The sequence below is a fragment of the Endozoicomonas sp. ALC013 genome, from assembly GCF_049310205.1.
In the GTDB taxonomy this organism is placed as follows: domain Bacteria; phylum Pseudomonadota; class Gammaproteobacteria; order Pseudomonadales; family Endozoicomonadaceae; genus Endozoicomonas.
Genome location: NZ_JBLYNS010000001.1, coordinates 85,443 through 103,373 on the forward strand (window position 1 = coordinate 85,443; position 17,931 = coordinate 103,373).

Here is a 17,931-nt window from a genome sequence, read left to right on the forward strand (position 1 = left end):
GCCATTACTCCCCGGCAACCAGAGAAACATCAGGGTTGATGACATCAACCTGATCACCGGACCGAACAAAGCCCTGACCACGGGTAATGACCCTGGCCTGTTCGGGAATGCCTGTCACCCAGAGGCGGTCACTTTCCGACTTGACGACATCGACGGGGGTGAACTCGACCCGATTGCCCGTTGTCACCCATTTAATCCCCGGTTCGCCTTCTTCACTCAACGCAAGCCATGCAGGACTTATTTCCAGTGCCATAACTGCTTCCATCAACAGGTCGGCTTCAACGCTGAGGCCTGCGGGAACTTTCATATCAGGGTTCGGGATGGTTAGCTCAACAGAAAATGTCCGGGTTGATGGATCAGCCTGTCGATCAATAAAGCGAATAGTGGCTTCGCTGGTTGCTCCGTCGAGAAACCGGACAACCGCTTTCTGGCCGGAGGTAAAATAATTAATGTGATTCTGGGGAACATCGACATGGACCACCAGTGGGTCAAGGTCGAGAATTTCAGCCACCGGTTTTCCTTTATCAATAAAGTCACCAATTTCCACATAGCGCTTGTTAAGAATGCCGGAAACAGGGGCCTTAATCAGGGTATTGTCCCAGTGCGTCTGGAGCTGCTCTTTTTGCGACAGCGCCTCAGCCAGGGAAGCCTCTAGCTGAGTAATCTGATTATCAGCAATGTGTTTTTTCTTTTGCAGCATAAGGGCTGACTGGTAATCCTGCTCAGCTTGTCTGACACGAGCTTCAGCAGACTTCAGTTGAGCCTTCAGACTGCCTTCACGTAGCCGGATAATTTCGTCGCCCGATGCCATCAGCTGACCACGTTCAGCACTGATATTAATAACCCGGGCTGCCAGTTCAGCACTGACTGTGACGGTCCGGTCAGTTTCCGTGGTGCCATAAAGTGTCAGTGTGCGATTGACCGGTGATTGCTCAAAGTGAGAGGCCTGGACAACGGGAATAACCGTATTTTCCTGACTATCCCTGGAAGGCGGGCTGACTTTTTCAGCGTCGTTAATATTAACGACATCCGCAGTCAGCAGGTAGATACCAATGCCAACCGCTATAACACTGGCGGCTAACCATGAGCCGTTCACATTGACTAACTTTTGCACTCTTGTTTACCCCAGTATCATATTTTTATTCTGAGCTGGCAGTCATTGCCCTGACGTATTTCATCGTCTATCCGGCGAGTTACCGAAGCATTAGATAAGAATCATTTATAAAAAGTACAACGCCGGACGCGTATTAGTATCCATAAGATCCGGAGTTCTCGCAATATCCCATAGGAAATACGACCAGTTTCTTATAGTTCAACCAGGTGATGAAAGGAAAAGGGAGAATCTGACCACCATTTCTGAAGTGATCAGAGTTCTGAGTAAATGGAATGCGTTAGTTCACGGTTTTAGCATCAGGAGTAGATTGACCCCGGGAATATATTACCGGACGAAGAACATCCGACATTGGGTGTTCATAATAATGATGTGGCACATGGTGATAGCCAAAGCTGGCAAAGGTTAAAACCGTTTGAAGCCCATGGGCAAGAGAAGGCTCGGCAATCATTTCCACAACTGTATGCGCTAAATGCATGTGACCAAAGAGGTTTTCCCATGCACCATGATGGTGATCATGGTAGTGCTTCTGACCACCACTGATAAACTCACTGACACCATGGCTATGGTCAATTATCTCGGCAATATGGAAACCGGAACTTATCAGACTGGTCAAGGTGTGATACGCCGTCGGCCCAATACCAACAGAACCGGCAAGATTTTTCAAAAAGGCAAAGTGTGAATGATGATGACCATGGCTTGTTATGCCCAGCAATGAGCCGCTGTATTTGATAAAGTCCATGCCGTGCAACACCAGGCCAACCAGATCACCATAGCCGATGATGGTTTTGAATATTGGATCTCTGTACAGTTTCCAGCGATCAAGTACGTAGATAAATTCCGGAATGTTTTCCTGGTTGAATATAAGGACCATCGAGTAACTTTCACCAATATCCAGCACCATAAAATCGTCATGGACAGCGCTTGCAAGGTTCTCTGAATCTTTGAATGAAAGGTTGTGTGGTTCCGGCTTAAATAAGTGCAGGGTTTGAGAGTTCCTGGTTGTACCCGTCAGGTAGTCCGCAGCCTCGGTAATGTTGTCTAATTCTTTTTTGGCATGATGGAATAAGGACGGGTGTAGATGCGCAATCACAGCCCTGGTGGTCGGATTGTCTTTATCACCAAGCGACAGTTCATCATAATCAATACCTAACGGAATTTTGGTTTCCCTGCTGTCTTTTTGTACGGTGATTGAACCAAGCTCTGATAAGTCATTTAGATCTCTTTGAAAGTGCCCCTGAAACTTCATTTCTGCTAAAGAGGGCAGGTATGGAAAATCACCATCCTGTTCAAATTCCAGGACAGACTCACAAGCATTATTTTGGTCAGAGCATTGCACACAAATATGACCTTTAAATGTTCCCTTACCCAGATAATTTAATGATATTTCATGCTTTTTTACACCGTCATCCAGTCCTGCCAGACAATACCCGGGAAGAGAAGCAAAGAGAATGATAAAAAGCATTCTGCTTTTTTGCAAAGCGGTCATATTTATATCCCAATCATTTGTTATTGAATGGAGTTAGAATAGTCAGGCTTTGCAAAGATGCAAATACGAATGATTATCACATGATAAATAGAGTAAAGATTATCAATATCTTATAAAAAAGAATTTATATTAACTCAGAAAATTCAGCGATGACGGGGGCATGATCAGAGGGCTTTTCCATGGCTCTGATTTTATAATCCATAAAAATGGATTGGCATATCTGCATTAAAGAGTTGGTTGCAAGAATAGAATCTATTCTCAAGCCACGCTTTGGCTCACTCTCAAACCCACGGCTACGGTAATCAAACCAGCTGAAGAGATTGTCTTCATCAGGATATAGCTTCCTGAAACAATCAGTTAGCCCCCAGCCAAGCAGTCGGTCAAACCATTCCCGTTCTTCTGGCAAAAAGCTGCATTTGCCGGTTCTTAGCCATCGTCTGGCATTAGTGGGACCAATGCCAATGTCCAGGTCTGTATGAGAGATATTAAAGTCACCAATCACGAGAATATTGGAGGAGGGGGAACAGGAGTTTTGCAGATAAGTCTGCAGATCATTGTAAAACCTGGTTTTATCGGCAAATTTGGTCTCGTGGCTGCGATTTTCTCCCTGAGGGAAATAGCCATTAATGACTCTCAACATTTGCCCGTTCAACTCATAGTCGCCAATGATAACGCGACGCTGGGCGTCAGGCAGGTCCGTAGGGAATCCTTTTTGAACACTCACTGCAGGCGTCTTACTGAGTAATGCAACGCCGTAATGGGTTTTCTGGCCATGATACAAGACGCTGTAGCCCAGATCCTCAATGGCTTTCACCGGGAAGTCTTGATCAGATACTTTAATCTCCTGAAGGCCTATCAGATCAGGACTATGGTCATCAATTACCCGGGAGAGTTGATGCAAGCGCGCCCTCACACCATTTACATTAAAACTGACTATTTTCATCGTTTTATCATCACCTTAGGGCAGGTTCAGGGTTGTCTGGGTGTTGCCATCGAGAGGATGTAACCAATATCACTAATTTAACATAATATATATTATGCGAACATTAATATCATCGATATAAACACTGTCTCTCAGAAAAAAAACACCTGTCATGGGCTTTATTCACGACAAAATATGCGTAATGTATTTTTTTAGAGAATTTTTTCCAAAAATCGTTGTCTAACACTTTACCAATATTAAGGAGACACTGCTCATTAGACGTCATTGAGCTCTATCCGCCTTCAGTCGTAATAATTGGCGGGCTGAATGACGATCCGGATGCTCCATGACTGAAAGGATCGCCCTCTGAGCGTTTGTTTCCTAACGTAACAGTTTTGTTACTCATTGCCGAAATGTTTAACGACTGTGAACGGAAACTTGCTATAACAGTAGAAAACTGTCTAACATTTACTCTGGTATAGCAGTCGCCGTAACAGTTGTACAGACTAGGCTTAAGCCTAATAGCATGGAAAGTAAACGACGCTACTAGTCCACAACAAACCTCATAACTAACTAGAGAAAGGTAACTGCCAATGACTTTAAAAGGTCTTATCAAATTAACCCAGTTGATGCAGGAACAACCACTGACGGTTATCCAATGGCAAATTCTCCTCGTGGTTGCAGAAAACCCCGGGGAAACCATTACAGATCTTGTCAATGCTGAAAAGCTCACCTGTGGTACCCCAAGTGATATCGCGGTCAGCGTGAAACGTCTGGGTGAAGGACGGCACGACAGGCCTGGCCTCGGTCTGATCAAAAAGGTCCAGCACGAAGATGATGGTCGCTATTTCAAGCTGACCCTGACGGCCAAAGGCAAAAAACTGGTGGAAAAAATCAAGCAGAAAGCTCGATATCTGAAATGAACAAGCCAGTATCACCAGGGCTCTACACGGTTGTGGGAGTATTGTAGAAGTTACTCTTTAGGGCCCTAACCCTCCTCTATTCTTATCCTCACTATATCCACTTCTCATTTTTCTTCGGCATTTTGGGGCTGAACCCGGACCTTCCTCTCTTATTTCCTAAAGTAAACCGGTTTCGTCTTAGGGACGCACCGACACGTCGAATTACCCAATAAATCACCAACAGGCTCTGCCCTCTGCCTATTGCTACCCATATCCGCTATCAAATACAAGTTACTGCCGGTAAGTTCAGTTACCGGCAGTAAAGTTTTATATTGTGAGACTGATAATACTGGTATTACAATACCGGTATTATTGGTTCTATATTTTGGGATACTACAGCGAATATGAAGAACTCAGAGCAGGACAAAGTCAGAAGGCAGCACATTTTCAGCATCCTTGATGACTTGAAAGAGAAAGGTGAGAGAATTAACGCCGACAAAGTCGCCCGCATCGGAAAAATGGGGAAGCAGACCGTGCTGCCTTATTACAATGAATGGCGATATTTAGGCGCTCTGGGCGAAGCCGAAGCGCTTGAATTGCCGGAGGATCTGGTCAGAGGCCTGAAAAGAGGAATTGCCCAATGGAAGCACCAGTTATCCGAAGAGCAGCGGGATTTTGCAGAGGCCGCTAACCAGGAGATCGATGAGCTAAAGGAAAGCCTGAATCAACTGCTGGAAAAGAATAGTCAACTGTCCCGCAGCAACTCTGAACTCCAGGATCAGGTTCAGCATATCAGTACAGAGCTGGAGACAACGAGGCTCAGTTTGCAGCAGAGAAACCAGGACCTGAAAGAACTGGAATCACTGCTGAAATCAGAACAGAGACAAACTGAACAACTGCAATCTGCGGCTGCTGAGCAAAAAGCCCTTCATCTTCAAGCCATCAGCAACCTGGAAAAACAGATGGACCAACGGAGCCAGGAGCAACTGAATCACTGGATTGGCGTGGTCGATGATGAGCGAAGGTTAAAGCAGGGATTGGAAAAGAAGATAAGCAACCAACTCCAGGAACAGCAGGAATTAAAAAAACACAATCTGGAGCTGCAAAGCCGATTGGACAGCAAATCGAAGGCATATATTCAGGTTTGCGAAGAAAGAAATAATCTGTCTTCAGAGAAAGGCAAGACAGAAGCCACGGTTCAGCTTGCCAATCAGCTTATGGTGCTGCTGGACAGCGATCAGGGCAATTTATTAGGTGCAGTGCGCAACCTTCTGGCGGGAGCCAGGGAATCCAATATGATGCAAGAGCAATACAGGACCGCAATATCAGATAAAGAAAAGCTGGAGAGTCGGCTGCTGGAAACAGAAGAGCGACTTGATGAAATCAGCACTCTTCGACTTGAACTTGAAAGAGCCCGCGGTATTGCCGAGGCCTTTGAAAAAGCGTTGTCTAAAAAAACCGATACTCCTGAGGTAACGCAGTGAGCCAGCCGATTCACCCTTCTGTTTTCCTGAATGCCCTCCCCGCCCTGCCCGCTCATCATGGTACAAATGACAATATGATGGGAGCGGGCAATGATGGTGAAGCAATGGTGCTTTTTCTGAACAAGTCCGGAGCCCGCTCAGAAGAGACCCTGCGCCGTTATGAGCGAGAAATAACCAGGCTGACAGCGTTTTTGTACTTTGAATTAGGAATTGGGTATAAATATGTGCGCCTTAAGCACCTGCAAGCCTATGTCGGCTTTATCCAGAACTTACCTCCGCGCTGGCTGATGCCTGGCATTCTTCCCGGTCAGCCGGAGAGAATTATGTTCAGATCCCCCATCAAGCCAGGAAAAAGCACCGATCAAGTTATTGATGTACTGTCCTCTTTTTTCTCTTTTCTGGAGAAAAATCGCTATACCGCTGGCAATCCAGCCGCATCACTTATTCGTTCGGGTGAAAAGGTAGCCCGGGGCAACACCATCATCCGATATTTTTATGATAATGAGTGGCAATTTATTAAAGAGTGTCTGGCAAGCCTGCCAATGGGCACCGAAAGAGAACGAATGGAATCAGCCCGAACCCGCCTTATCCTCTCTTTAAGTTATGGGCTGGCTTTACGGGAATCTGAGCTGACCGGGCATACCTGTTCAGATATACACCCCGATAATGACAACGGTTTTTATCTCAGTGTTTTGGGTAAGGGCAGAAAAAGAAGGCAGGTCCCCCTGAATAGAGTGCTTCAACAGCAAATCATTGAATACAGGCGCATGAATGGATTCTCAGGCCTGTACGGAGACCCTTTTCCCCTGGCACCAAAAACACGCAAAACCGGGGGGCTGATCACCCCGCTTTCAGCCCGGGGGCTTCGATTCTGGTGGCGATCCTTTATGGAAAATTGCCAGAGCAAGGCCTCACCGGATATCAGGCACAGATTACAGGGGCTGCCATTTCACACGCTGCGCCACACAGCACTGACGCACCTGGCTCGAACAATGGATATCGAAGACCTTGCTATATTTGCAGGTCATGATTCAATCAATACCACAAGCCAGTACTACCATGCAGAAGCAAGTAGACTGAAAAAGATGGCTGCCGATCATCATATCTGATTACGCTGAAAAGAAGACCATATCACCATGAAGAATTGTTTTTACCAGTAATAAAGGAGGAATTCTTCCGTAAATGGTCTGGGGACTGATTACTCATACATCAGGGAAGGTCATGAACTATTGCCAGGGCTGTAAAAAACCACTCAAGGGCCAATGCGTTAAGGCAATGGGCATGCGCTGGCACCCGGGGTGTTTCAGGTGCAGTGGCTGCAGGAAGCCATTTGCAGGAAAGGCTTTTGTCGTATTCCGGAACCAGGCCTTTCATCCTGACTGCCTGAGGTGTCCGAGTTGCAGAAAGCCCGTCAAGGGAAACTATGTAGAACTTGATAAAATGGCCTGGCACCCGGTTTGTGCCCAAAAGCAGACCGCCCCACTCTGCTCTGTCTGTCGGAACCCTCTCACCAGAAACTACTTTGTGGATTTCTGGGGCAATGCTTTTTGCAATAACCATGATGGGCATCCGGAGTGTTCCAGCTGCAGCCGGCTTGTTTGTGACAATCTCACCAATGGCGGTATGCAGTATCCCGACGGGGTTGTTATCTGCAACAAATGCAGCCTCAATGGCGTTTCCACCCAGGAGCGCGCCGACCGCATTGCTATTGAAATGCGCTCAGCCCTGGCATCGGTTGGACTTAGCCTGAACTCGACACAGACGCCTGTAAAACTCTGCGGCCGCGATGAGCTAAATGACGCCAGTCATCACGACTTTCATGATAATCACCCCATTCTGGGAGTTACCCGAACCACAACAACCCACCGGAAAGGACAGATATTAGCCAGAAATTTTGACTGCATTTTAATCCAGATCAATCTGCCGGAAGAACATTTCCGAACCGTCATGATTCATGAACTCACCCATGCCTGGTTTTTTTACAATTATTATGAAAATCTGCCACTGAAGGTAGAGGAAGGAATGTGCGTATTAATGGAGTATATCTGGTTAAAAAACCTTAATACCAAAGATGCTGAATTCAGAAAAAAGCAGCTAGAGCAAAGTGCTGACCCAATTTATGGCGATGGGTTTCGGGAGGCCAGAGAGTCATTGAAGTACATGCCACTGACCACACTTCTGGAATTTATCAGGGATAAAAAGAAATTCCCCGGTCGCTGGAGCTCTTTCTTTTTTTAACAGAAGGGAAAAAGAAATGGAGGCGAGTACCGGAGTCGAACCGGTCTAAATGGAGTTGCAGTCCACTGCATAACCGCTTTGCTAACTCGCCCTTCTCAAAAGAAGAAATATGGGTGGTGCCCGAGGCCGGACTCGAACCGGCACGATCTTGCGATCGAGGGATTTTAAGTCCCTTGTGTCTACCAATTTCACCACTCGGGCAGTACTTGAATAGTACAGAGTAAAAGCATAAAAAAACAGGCTCTGCCTGCAATTTTATTCTGGAGGCGAGTACCGGAGTCGAACCGGTCTAAATGGAGTTGCAGTCCACTGCATAACCGCTTTGCTAACTCGCCAGAACCTTGAGCCTGGTTTGTTCTTGCTGCAAGAACAAACCTGAACATTGAAAGCATCAATGTATCGTGCTCGTATTTATGCAATTGAATCACATAAACGGAATAATTGGAGCGGGAAACGAGGTTCGAACTCGCGACCTCAACCTTGGCAAGGTTGCGCTCTACCAACTGAGCTATTCCCGCACACTTTTTTTGATAATCAACAATCGGCAATCGATAATCAAGAACCAGTGCTAGACGACTTTGGCTAACTGTCTGCCAGCGCCCGAACACGAAGCGTATTTTAGGTTTTTTTGCTTTGATGTCAACCGCTTTCCGTCACATCAGTCAGGCTTATTGAACGGAGAAAGATCTGGCCAGGCAGCCTTCAGATAAATATACATGGACCATAGTGTCAGAATTGCTGAAAGGTACAGCAGAACAATACCAAGTAAACCAATCCAGGAATCAACAGGCACTGGTGATAATAGCAGTAAGGTAATGGCTGCCATTTGAGCCATGGTTTTCGCCTTACCGATCATGCTCACGGCAACACTGGTCCGCTTACCCAGTTCAGCCATCCACTCTCTCAGGGCCGAGATGACGATCTCCCGACCAATAATGATCAGAGCCGGCACCGTCATCCAGAAGGCACGAAACTCATCAATCAGCAGGCACAGCGCCGTGGCAACCATTATTTTATCAGCAACCGGATCAAAGAATGCCCCGAAAGGGGTTGTCTGATTGAGCCGACGGGCAAGATACCCATCAAACCAGTCCGTTGCGGCAGCGAAAGCAAATATTCCAGCACAGGCAAGGTAACTCCACTCAAATGGGAGATAAAAAATAACGACGAGAAATGGGACCAGAACAATTCGTGTTAGTGTTAGAAAATTCGGGACGTTCATAACTACTTAATTAAGCCCTTGTGCTGTAAGGCCATAAAGCATTCAGCTGGCAGCCTTGGGACGTTATTGGGACGGTTTGACATATCGCCTTACTCTTTCGGGATGATCCCAGAAATCAAAGCAGGGCATACGGTACACAGTCCTGCTCTTCGGTGCTAGTCATTATGAAAATATTCATGTATCTGCTGCGCCAGCTTCAGACTGATACCCTCAACTTTCTTCAATTCTTCGATGGTTGCACCACTCACGCCTTCACGACCACCAAAAAACTTCAATAGAGCTGATCGCCTTTTGCTGCCAATACCCGGAATATCTTCCAGCACGGAACGGTTTCTGGCCTTTTGCCTGCGCTGTCGATGCCCGGTGATGGCAAAGCGGTGTGCTTCATCCCGGATCTGTTGTATCAACAGCAATGCTGCGTCAGCACCTTCGGGGTTGAGCTCCTGATCCTGGTAAATCAGTGTTTCAAGCCCGGGCTTTCGGGTTACTCCCTTGGCAACCCCAAGCAGGGGAATTGGCAATTGCAGCCTGGTCATCACCTCCGACGCCTTTCCTAACTGCCCCTTACCCCCATCAATAATGATAAGATCCGGCCTGACCCCCTCCCCTGCATCTGCCTCCGCCAGTTTCTGATAACGCTTATCAAGAGCCATCGCCATGGCGGCATAATCATCCCCGGGCTCTATACCAGTTATATTGTAACGGCGGTATTCACTGAACACCGGCCCTTCCGGACCAAATACCACACAGGATGCAACAGTTGCCTCCCCCATGGTATGGCTGATATCGAAACACTCCATACGCAGGATGGGTTGCTCAATGTCCAGTAAACCCTTAAGTTGTGCGTATCGCTGGTTTAAATGGCTCTTGCTCGCCAGGTGACTTTCAAGATTCTGCTGCGCATTTTTATTGGCCAGGCCTAACCAATCGTGCCGTTCAGAACGTACCTTGTCCTTGATCTTGATTTTCTTGCCAGAAACAGCCTGGATCGCGTCCTCAATAGTATCTGCACCGGCCAGCTCAAACGGAACCACGATCTCCTCGGGAAAATCACGACTGGCAAACAGCCTGACATAGAACTGGGCCATAAAATCTTCCAGGTAATCAGACCGTTCAGCTTCCAGCTTAAAATCAGGAAAGTAATATTTATGGCCAAGCAACCTGCCAGAACGAACAAAGAGCACGTCAAAACAGGTATTGCCACCCATTTGGGCAAACCCGATCACATCAATATCACCGGCCGATTTGGTCACCGTCTGCTGTTCCTGAACAGCCCGGAGGTGGTTGATTTTATCCCGGGTTGCCGCCGCCTCTTCAAAATCCAGGGATTCCGCAGCATCCTCCATGCGCTTTATCAGCGAACGAATTAACTGCTGGTTTTTGCCATCCAGGAATTGCCGGGTATCCTCAAGATCCTGCTGGTACTCTTCTTTTGAGACCAGGCCAACACAGGGGGCCTTGCAACGGTTGATTTGATATTGCAGGCAGGGCCGGGTTCTATTGTTGAAATAGATGTCAGTACACTGACGTATCTTAAAAATCTTCTGCAGCAGGTGCAGGCTTTCCCGAACCGCTCCGCTACTGGGGTAAGGCCCAAAATACTGGCCTTTCTGTCGTTTACGTCCACGACAGGAGTCCATCCTGGGGAAATCATCATCTCCGGAAATATAGATATAGGGGTATGACTTATCGTCCCTCAGCAAAATGTTGTAGGGTGGCTTTCTGTCTTTTATCAGGTTTTGCTCAAGCAGCAGCGCCTCAGTTTCAGTGTGGGTAATCGTCAGTTGAATATCAGCAATCTTGCTTACCAAAGCCATGGTTTTGGTGGTAAGGCCGGTTGCCCGGAAGTAGCTTGAGAGACGATTTTTAAGATTTTTCGCTTTACCGATATAGAGTGTTTTGCCACTGTGATCACGCATATCATAGACCCCCGGACGGCTCGACACCTTTTCCAGAAATGATTTGTGATCAAACTTTTTGCTTTCTTCACTACCTGTCATGAACCACCAGACAACGGTTATCAAATCACCTGCTCATTATATCTTCACAGAGCGGTAGAAACGAATAAGCCTGCATTTTTCAGTACAGGTAACAGGATTTTCGGGCATCAGCACCGGGAGTAGCGAAAGGAACTCAACAAGAGGTTCATCAGAGCCTGTAAGGCAGCGTTCACTCTATGGTATCTACCAGGTCATGGCGAATAGCCAGGTGTGTCAGCTCGACATCACTGGTGATATTCAGCTTTTCAAACATCCGGTAGCGATAGCTATTCACCGTTTTGGGACTAAGGCATAACTTATCGGATATGGTCTGTACTTTCTCGCAATTAACAATCATAAGAGCTATTTGCATTTCGCGATGAGAGAGCTGATTGAAGGGTGACGCGCTGTCTGGCTCTATAGCTTTCAAAGCCATTTGCTGGGCAATTTCCGGGGAAATGTATTTCTTTCCGGTAAATACCGTGCGAATGGCTGTAACCATTTCGGTAATATTTGAACTTTTGGTGACGTAACCTGACGCGCCGGCTTCAAGCAGCCTGGTGGGAAATGGGTCATCCATACAGACGGTTACGGCAATGATTTTTGCATGAGGGTTGATCTGGCAGATTTTCCGGGTGGCTTCGAGCCCGCCAATGCCGGGCATTCTGACATCCATTAACGTGACATCCGGAGTGAGTTCCCGATAAAGGCTGATAGCATCTTCACCGCTGACAGCCTGGGCTACAATTTCAATACCCTCAACATCAGCTAACATGCGAGAAATTCCAGTTCTCACCAAATCATGATCATCCGCAACCAGAACTCGTATCAAAATCTACTCCGGTATGTTTCTTATCGTTTTATTGTGAAAGATTATGCACAGAGTTGATGGGGCTTAAAACCCCGGGAGAAAAAAAAGGCATAAAACCAGTAGAAAAATACCACTTTCAAAGAAAGTGGTATTTTTTTTAAAAGGCAGCTGCCCTATTGATCAGAGCTTGCCTTCAAGTTCCGGAATAGCTTCAAACAGGTCTGCTACCAGACTATAGTCTGCAACCTGGAATATGGGCGCTTCTTCATCTTTGTTGATAGCAACAATGACTTTACTGTCCTTCATTCCAGCCAGATGCTGAATGGCTCCGGAGATACCAACGGCGACGTACAGCTTGGGAGCAACAATCTTACCGGTTTGTCCGACCTGCATGTCATTGGGTACATAGCCTGCATCCACGGCAGCACGGGAAGCACCGACTGCAGCGCCAAGCTTGTCCGCTACTTTGTAAAGTAACTCGAAGTTCTCTCCATTACCCATGCCACGACCACCGGACACAATGATGTCCGCAGCCGCCAGCTCAGGACGGTCAGACTGAGCCAGCTCTTCGCTGACAAAGCTCGACACTCCCGCATCATGACTGCTGGCGACGGTTTCTACACTGGCAGATCCACCTTCCGCAGAAACCGGGTCAAAACCTGTGTTCCGAACGGTAATAACCTTGATAGATGCACTGGACTGAACCGTGGCAATGGCATTACCGGCGTAGATCGGACGAGCAAAGGTATCTTCGCTTTCCACACGGATGATGTCAGATATCTGATCAACATCCAGTAAAGCTGCCACCCGTGGCATCATATTTCTGGCATCGGTTGAGGTGGATGCCAGTACGTGAGAGTAATCCTTGCCCAGTTCAGCAACCAGCAGGCTGACATTTTCAGCCAGTCGGTTTTCCAGTGCAGCATTCTCGGCCAGCAAGACTTTTGATACACCCGCTACAGCAGAGGCCTGCTCTGCAACTCCGCTACACCCGGACCCTGCAACCAGCAGGTGAATCTCTCCCCCGATTGCGGTGGCAGCTGCAACCGTGTTCAGCGTTCCCGCTCCGAGCGTGCTGTTATCATGATCAGCAACGACTAATATGGCCATTAGATCACCTTCGCCTCATTTTTTAATTTTTCTACCAGCTCATCCACGCTGGCCACCTTGATACCCGCCTGTCGTTCAGCCGGTGGTTCTACTTTGATCGTCGTTAAAGTAGACGACACTGCTACACCGAGATCTTCTGGTGATTTGACATCCAGAGGCTTACGCTTGGCTTTCATAATATTGGGCAGTGATGCGTAACGCGGCTCATTCAGACGCAAATCCGTGGTAATCACTGCGGGCAGCTTCAGGCTTAACGTCTGTAAACCGCCGTCCACTTCACGGGTAACATTAACGTTATCACCGTCAACATTGACTTCTGAGGCGTAGGTTGCCTGAGACATACCGGCAAGTGCCGCAAGCATCTGACCGGTCTGGCCATTGTCACTATCGATGGATTGTTTACCCAGAAGAACAAGGTCAGGCTTTTCTTCATCCACAATGGCCTTTAGCAGTTTGGCAACTGCCAGGGAACCCAGGGGCTGATCAGTCTGAACCTGAATGCCTCGGTCTGCACCAAGAGCCAGCGCTGTTCGTATCTGCTCCTGGCACTCTTTGGCACCAAGGGATACGGCAACGATTTCTGTAGCGACACCTTTCTCTTTGAGTCTTACTGCTTCTTCAACAGCAATTTCACAGAAAGGGTTGATTGCCATTTTGACGTTGGTGAGATCGACGTCAGTGTTATCCGCCTTCACTCGAACCTTGACGTTATAGTCAATGACTCTTTTGACGGCTACTAATATTTTCATGAGTTCGCAGCCTTCCCTTCTCGTTATTGGCTAGGTCTTGAATTGTCGAGCAGATAACGAACAACCGGACAGACAAATTTTATTATCATTCAGCAACCTGTGTTCACACATCTGCTGGAGCGCAGTCTACCAGTACGTCAATAAGGGTTCAAACGTATGTTTCAGTCAGTTCACTCAGATATTCTTATTTAAGACAGGTGTCTGTTACTATGCATTACCGGAAATACACCTGATCCTGCTGGTTGTAGAATAGCTGTGGAGGACAAGATAGCAGCTGTTCAGCAGCCGGAACATTGCTGTGTATAGGTATTAATAACTAATGACGTGTTGTCCATTTAGGGAAACACTGAGTATAATGCCAAACAATTTCAAACAGTTGTTTGAATACCGTTCTGAAAATAACACTCCGACAGGGAGGAAGCTCATCATGGAACGCGAATCCATGGCATTTGATGTCGTTATCGTGGGTGCAGGCCCTTCCGGCTTGTCAGCCGCCTGTCGGCTGATGCAATTGTCTCAGGAGCAGGACAAAGAACTCAGTGTCTGCGTTGTTGAGAAAGGCTCCGAAGTTGGCGCTCATATCATCTCGGGGGCAGTTTTTGAACCAACGGCGCTTAATGAGTTGTTTCCCAATTGGAAAGAGCTGGGTGCGCCGTTAAATACTCCAGTGTCATCCGATGATATTTATGTACTTCGTTCTGAAGAAAAATCCATAAAAGTACCCAACCTGTTTGTGCCTAAAACCATGCACAATGAAGGCAATTACATCATCAGTCTCGGCAATCTCACCCGCTGGCTGGCGGAGCAGGCCGAGTCACTTGGGGTGGAAATTTTCCCGGGATTCCCCGCCCAGGAAGTGCTGTTTAACGACGATGGCAGTGTCAGGGGCATTGCCACCGGAGATATGGGGATTTCAGCTTCCGGTGACGAGAAAGACAGCTTTATGCCAGGTATGGAGCTGCACGCCAAATACACACTCTTTTCCGAAGGATGCCGCGGGCATTTGGGCAAGCAACTTATCAGCCATTTTAAGCTGGATGAAGGGCGTGATCCTCAACATTACGGCATCGGCATTAAAGAGCTGTGGGATATCGCACCCGAGAAGCATCAACAGGGCCTGGTGGTTCATACTGCCGGCTGGCCACTGGCTGAAAGCGGGTCTACCGGTGGCGGATTCCTCTACCATCTGGAGAATAATCAGGTAGTACTGGGCCTTATTACCGATTTGAGCTATTCAAATCCGCATCTTAGCCCCTTTGAAGAGTTCCAGAGGTTCAAAAAGAGCCCTGTTATCAAACAATACCTGGAAGGTGGAAAACGGGTTTCCTATGGTGCAAGAGCACTGGCCAAAGGTGGGCCACAGTCATTACCTGAGATGACTTTTCCGGGCGGACTCTTGATTGGTTGTGACGCTGGAACCATGAATGGTGCCAAAATAAAAGGCTCCCATACCGCCATGAAGTCCGGCATGATTGCGGCAGAAGAAGTGTTCAAGTCGGTGGGTGCAGGCTCTGAGGGCGGCAATAAACTGGAATCCTTTGATGAGGCATTCAAAGCGTCCTGGCTTTATAAAGAACTGCATCAACAGCGGAACTTCGGTCCGGCCATGCATAAATTTGGTAACATCTTTGGTGCTGCCTTTGCCTTTGCAGACCTCAATATTTTCAATGGCAAATTGCCATTCACCCTGCACGATACCACTGCGGATTACGCCCAGCTCAAGCCAGCGGCAGAGTCCAGCCCCATCAACTATCCAAAACCTGATGGTGTGATCACCTTTGACCGGTTGAGTTCAGTGTTCCTCTCGAATACCAATCACGAGGAGGATCAGCCTTGTCACCTGAAGCTTAAAGACGCAACCATTCCGCTTAAGCAAAACCTTCCGGCTTATAATGAGCCAGCACAAAGGTACTGCCCTGCCGGGGTTTATGAGATTGTGGTGGACGAGAATAGCGGAGAAAACCGGTTTCAGATCAACAGCCAGAACTGCGTTCACTGTAAGACCTGTGACATCAAGGATCCCGCTCAGAATATCACCTGGATTGCCCCGGAAGGTGCTGGCGGCCCGAATTATCCAAACATGTGAGTTTTCCTGCAATGAGGGTGGCTCAGCCACCCTCAACAACTCCCAGGGAATAGTTTTGCCCCTGACTGCGAATGCTTAACTCTATCCCCTCAGTCACCCGGGTTTCAACGGCCTCTGCCACTAACTGGTAAAACACATTGCGATTTACCAATGCATCCAGTCGATCTCTAACCCGGATATAAGGCACAAATTCTCCGGTTTTCATACTTTTGATCATTTTCAGATTGTGTTCGTTGCTTAGCACTACCTCATCACCAACATTGGTGGTAAAAAGGTATTCAGGACCATTCGCACCATCACGAGCCTCTGCAGAAACCGCAACAAATGGCGCATCATCCACTTGGATTCTTACCTTTTCTACCGGAGTAACCAGGTAGTAATGGCCATCATCATCATGCCTGAGAACTGAAGCAAACAGCTTCACCATTGATTCCCTGCCAATGGGGGAGCCATTGTAGTGCCAACGGCCATCCCGACTGATGCGCATATCAATATCACCACAGAAAGGAGGGTTCCAACTGTGTACAGGAGGCAATCCTTTTTTCTTATTCAAAAACTGCAGATTTGCCACAATATTTTCCGGCTTTGATCCATTGTTCACAAAGCATACTCCCATGCTTGCTGGCTATTCAGCCCATTATTATGCCTTATTTGGTAGTAACAGCTTTTTGATGTTTTTCAGGGTGCTTGCCATCAAGCAGATGTACTCATGAAAAAATGTCAATTTTATCTCAATTCATAATGTCAAGAATAACCAATGCTAACATAAAGAAATAAAGATTGGCTCAGGACTGGAGTATGGAACTCTTCAAAATGGTTGCGGGATGCCTTACAGACTGGCTAAGCCACAACGTTCAGGAAAGAACAAGCCCCCTGTGTGATTTTGAACGTGTCAGGCATGAAATTAAGCCCTGCGATGTTCTGTTGGTTGAAGGAAGATCCAGAGTCAGCCGGGTTATTAAGCAAACCACTCAAAGCCCCTGGTCCCATGCCATGCTCTACCTTGGCCGACTACACGACATTGAGGATGACAGAATTCGCCAGATTGTCAGTGAATCCTATGGCGGCTCCCCTGATGAACAACTGATTATTGAGAGTGAACTGGGAATCGGTACCGCCATCCAGCCCCTGAAAAACTATGAAGGGGAGCATTTGCGGATATGCCGACCTAAAGGTCTGAGCTACAGTGACAGCCAGAAAGTAATACACTACGCAACCAGCCGCCTGGGTATGGATTACAATGTCAGACAGATTCTTGATCTTGCCCGGTTCTTCTTCCCCTACTCTTTCCTGCCCAGAAGACTTGGCTCCTCGTTATTTCAGCATTCTCCGGGTCAGGAAACAAAAACCGTCTGCTCAACCATGATTGCTGAAGCTTTTAGTTTTATCCACTTTCCCATCCTGCCCCTGGTTAAACACGATGGCGATGCCGGCGTACAACTCTTTCAACGAAATCCAAAGCTGTGCACGCCCCGTGACTTTGATTACTCCCCCTACTTTCAGATTATCAAGTATCCATTTCTCGATTACAGTCATCACGCAGATTATCGACTATTGCCCTGGCATGGTCAGCGGGTTCTGGAGGGTCGAGAAGCGGATTTTTATATGTCTTCCCAGCAAATTGAGCAGCTACAGAAAGAAAGCACTGTGGATCATGAGGTTTTGGGTGATGCGGCTCCCCTCTCTCCTGATAAGAAAAACAGTGGTGAGAGCGGCTCTGTTTCAACTCACTGATCACTCCAGGCGCATGCTGCCATTTAATCATTTTCCAGGTTTTTGATGCATAACAAACGAAAAGCCGTTCATGCAGACAAAAGTAGACACGGCC

15 protein-coding genes, 4 tRNA genes and 1 pseudogene are annotated in these 17,931 nt (G+C 47.4%); 7 read left to right on the forward strand and 13 right to left on the reverse strand.

The features are described from left to right. Nucleotides 1-4 precede the first annotated feature (4 nt). The 3 genes from ACO6V1_RS00355 to xthA form a co-directional block, all read right to left on the reverse strand. Nucleotides 5-1,114: an efflux RND transporter periplasmic adaptor subunit gene (locus ACO6V1_RS00355; protein WP_422444914.1), complete on the reverse strand. Its 1,110-nt coding sequence runs from the start codon at nt 1,112-1,114 to the stop codon at nt 5-7. Between the two features lie 277 nt (nt 1,115-1,391). Continuing rightward, nucleotides 1,392-2,600 (reverse strand): hypothetical protein, encoded by a 1,209-nt coding sequence (locus ACO6V1_RS00360; RefSeq protein WP_422465387.1) that lies wholly within the window; start codon nt 2,598-2,600, stop codon nt 1,392-1,394. A gap of 124 nt (nt 2,601-2,724) precedes the next feature. Further along, on the reverse strand, nt 2,725-3,543 hold the full coding sequence (xthA, locus tag ACO6V1_RS00365; RefSeq protein WP_422444918.1) for an exodeoxyribonuclease III: 819 nt from the start codon (nt 3,541-3,543) through the stop codon (nt 2,725-2,727). A 572-nt stretch (nt 3,544-4,115) separates the two neighbouring features. On the opposite strand from xthA, the gene ACO6V1_RS00370 reads away from it, so the two are divergent. The 5 genes and pseudogenes from ACO6V1_RS00370 to ACO6V1_RS00390 all read left to right on the forward strand — a co-directional run bounded on the left by ACO6V1_RS00370 (nt 4,116) and on the right by ACO6V1_RS00390 (nt 8,146). Then, a complete protein-coding gene (locus ACO6V1_RS00370) occupies nt 4,116-4,445 on the forward strand; it encodes a MarR family winged helix-turn-helix transcriptional regulator (protein WP_020583484.1) in 330 nt (109 codons plus the stop codon). A 383-nt stretch (nt 4,446-4,828) separates the two neighbouring features. After that, nucleotides 4,829-5,908: a hypothetical protein gene (locus tag ACO6V1_RS00375; RefSeq protein WP_422444920.1), complete on the forward strand. Its 1,080-nt coding sequence runs from the start codon at nt 4,829-4,831 to the stop codon at nt 5,906-5,908. Continuing rightward, nucleotides 5,905-7,017: a tyrosine-type recombinase/integrase gene (locus ACO6V1_RS00380; RefSeq protein ID WP_422465389.1), complete on the forward strand. Its 1,113-nt coding sequence runs from the start codon at nt 5,905-5,907 to the stop codon at nt 7,015-7,017. The genes ACO6V1_RS00375 and ACO6V1_RS00380 overlap by 4 nt, the downstream gene beginning before the upstream one ends. A 172-nt stretch (nt 7,018-7,189) precedes the next feature. Then, a pseudogene (locus tag ACO6V1_RS00385) lies at nt 7,190-7,318 on the forward strand (LIM domain-containing protein); the annotation flags it as partial. A 114-nt stretch (nt 7,319-7,432) separates the two neighbouring features. Further along, nucleotides 7,433-8,146, forward strand: a complete 714-nt coding sequence (locus tag ACO6V1_RS00390; RefSeq protein ID WP_422465412.1) for a protein DA1 — start codon at nt 7,433-7,435, stop codon at nt 8,144-8,146. A gap of 17 nt (nt 8,147-8,163) precedes the next feature. Here the strand turns inward: ACO6V1_RS00390 and ACO6V1_RS00395 are convergent. The 9 genes from ACO6V1_RS00395 to ACO6V1_RS00435 form a co-directional block, all read right to left on the reverse strand. Beyond that, nucleotides 8,164-8,237, reverse strand: a tRNA-Cys gene (locus ACO6V1_RS00395). Nucleotides 8,238-8,260: 23 nt separating this feature from the next. Further along, a tRNA-Leu gene (locus ACO6V1_RS00400) sits at nt 8,261-8,347 on the reverse strand. Between the two features lie 60 nt (nt 8,348-8,407). Next, nucleotides 8,408-8,481: transfer RNA gene (locus tag ACO6V1_RS00405), tRNA-Cys, on the reverse strand. Nucleotides 8,482-8,588: 107 nt separating this feature from the next. Then, nucleotides 8,589-8,664, reverse strand: a tRNA-Gly gene (locus ACO6V1_RS00410). 140 nt (nt 8,665-8,804) lie between these two features. After that, on the reverse strand, nt 8,805-9,368 hold the full coding sequence (gene pgsA, locus ACO6V1_RS00415) for a CDP-diacylglycerol--glycerol-3-phosphate 3-phosphatidyltransferase (protein ID WP_101748528.1): 564 nt from the start codon (nt 9,366-9,368) through the stop codon (nt 8,805-8,807). Nucleotides 9,369-9,523: 155 nt separating this feature from the next. Continuing rightward, nucleotides 9,524-11,368: an excinuclease ABC subunit UvrC gene (gene uvrC, locus ACO6V1_RS00420; protein ID WP_422465391.1), complete on the reverse strand. Its 1,845-nt coding sequence runs from the start codon at nt 11,366-11,368 to the stop codon at nt 9,524-9,526. A gap of 169 nt (nt 11,369-11,537) precedes the next feature. Continuing rightward, nucleotides 11,538-12,179, reverse strand: a complete 642-nt coding sequence (uvrY, locus tag ACO6V1_RS00425; RefSeq protein WP_422444928.1) for a UvrY/SirA/GacA family response regulator transcription factor — start codon at nt 12,177-12,179, stop codon at nt 11,538-11,540. Nucleotides 12,180-12,338: 159 nt separating this feature from the next. Continuing rightward, nucleotides 12,339-13,268, reverse strand: a complete 930-nt coding sequence (locus ACO6V1_RS00430; protein ID WP_422444930.1) for an electron transfer flavoprotein subunit alpha/FixB family protein — start codon at nt 13,266-13,268, stop codon at nt 12,339-12,341. Further along, complete coding sequence (locus ACO6V1_RS00435) at nt 13,268-14,017, reverse strand: electron transfer flavoprotein subunit beta/FixA family protein (protein ID WP_101748524.1); 750 nt, start codon at nt 14,015-14,017, stop codon at nt 13,268-13,270. Before ACO6V1_RS00435 ends, ACO6V1_RS00430 begins: the two co-directional genes overlap by 1 nt. A gap of 427 nt (nt 14,018-14,444) precedes the next feature. On the opposite strand from ACO6V1_RS00435, the gene ACO6V1_RS00440 reads away from it, so the two are divergent. Continuing rightward, nucleotides 14,445-16,103, forward strand: a complete 1,659-nt coding sequence (locus tag ACO6V1_RS00440) for an electron transfer flavoprotein-ubiquinone oxidoreductase (protein ID WP_422465393.1) — start codon at nt 14,445-14,447, stop codon at nt 16,101-16,103. A 22-nt stretch (nt 16,104-16,125) separates the two neighbouring features. On the opposite strand, the gene ACO6V1_RS00445 is transcribed toward ACO6V1_RS00440, so the two are convergent. Beyond that, nucleotides 16,126-16,719 (reverse strand): DUF1285 domain-containing protein, encoded by a 594-nt coding sequence (locus tag ACO6V1_RS00445; RefSeq protein ID WP_422465395.1) that lies wholly within the window; start codon nt 16,717-16,719, stop codon nt 16,126-16,128. Between the two features lie 182 nt (nt 16,720-16,901). On the opposite strand from ACO6V1_RS00445, the gene ACO6V1_RS00450 reads away from it, so the two are divergent. Continuing rightward, complete coding sequence (locus ACO6V1_RS00450; protein WP_422444938.1) at nt 16,902-17,837, forward strand: YiiX/YebB-like N1pC/P60 family cysteine hydrolase; 936 nt, start codon at nt 16,902-16,904, stop codon at nt 17,835-17,837. Nucleotides 17,838-17,931: the final 94 nt, after the last annotated feature.

What these genes read in the sequence shown, in the direction of transcription:
- ACO6V1_RS00360 (WP_422465387.1), bottom strand. Translation starts at nt 2,600, where the DNA reads ATGACCGCTTTGCAAAAAAGCAGAATGCTTTTTATCATTCTCTTTGCT.
- xthA (WP_422444918.1), bottom strand. Translation starts at nt 3,543, where the DNA reads ATGAAAATAGTCAGTTTTAATGTAAATGGTGTGAGGGCGCGCTTGCAT.
- ACO6V1_RS00370 (WP_020583484.1), top strand. Translation starts at nt 4,116, where the DNA reads ATGACTTTAAAAGGTCTTATCAAATTAACCCAGTTGATGCAGGAACAA.
- ACO6V1_RS00375 (WP_422444920.1), top strand. Translation starts at nt 4,829, where the DNA reads ATGAAGAACTCAGAGCAGGACAAAGTCAGAAGGCAGCACATTTTCAGC.
- pgsA (WP_101748528.1), bottom strand. Translation starts at nt 9,368, where the DNA reads ATGAACGTCCCGAATTTTCTAACACTAACACGAATTGTTCTGGTCCCA.
- uvrC (WP_422465391.1), bottom strand. Translation starts at nt 11,368, where the DNA reads ATGACAGGTAGTGAAGAAAGCAAAAAGTTTGATCACAAATCATTTCTG.
- ACO6V1_RS00430 (WP_422444930.1), bottom strand. Translation starts at nt 13,268, where the DNA reads ATGGCCATATTAGTCGTTGCTGATCATGATAACAGCACGCTCGGAGCG.
- ACO6V1_RS00435 (WP_101748524.1), bottom strand. Translation starts at nt 14,017, where the DNA reads ATGAAAATATTAGTAGCCGTCAAAAGAGTCATTGACTATAACGTCAAG.
- ACO6V1_RS00440 (WP_422465393.1), top strand. Translation starts at nt 14,445, where the DNA reads ATGGAACGCGAATCCATGGCATTTGATGTCGTTATCGTGGGTGCAGGC.
- ACO6V1_RS00445 (WP_422465395.1), bottom strand. Translation starts at nt 16,719, where the DNA reads ATGGGAGTATGCTTTGTGAACAATGGATCAAAGCCGGAAAATATTGTG.
- ACO6V1_RS00450 (WP_422444938.1), top strand. Translation starts at nt 16,902, where the DNA reads ATGGAACTCTTCAAAATGGTTGCGGGATGCCTTACAGACTGGCTAAGC.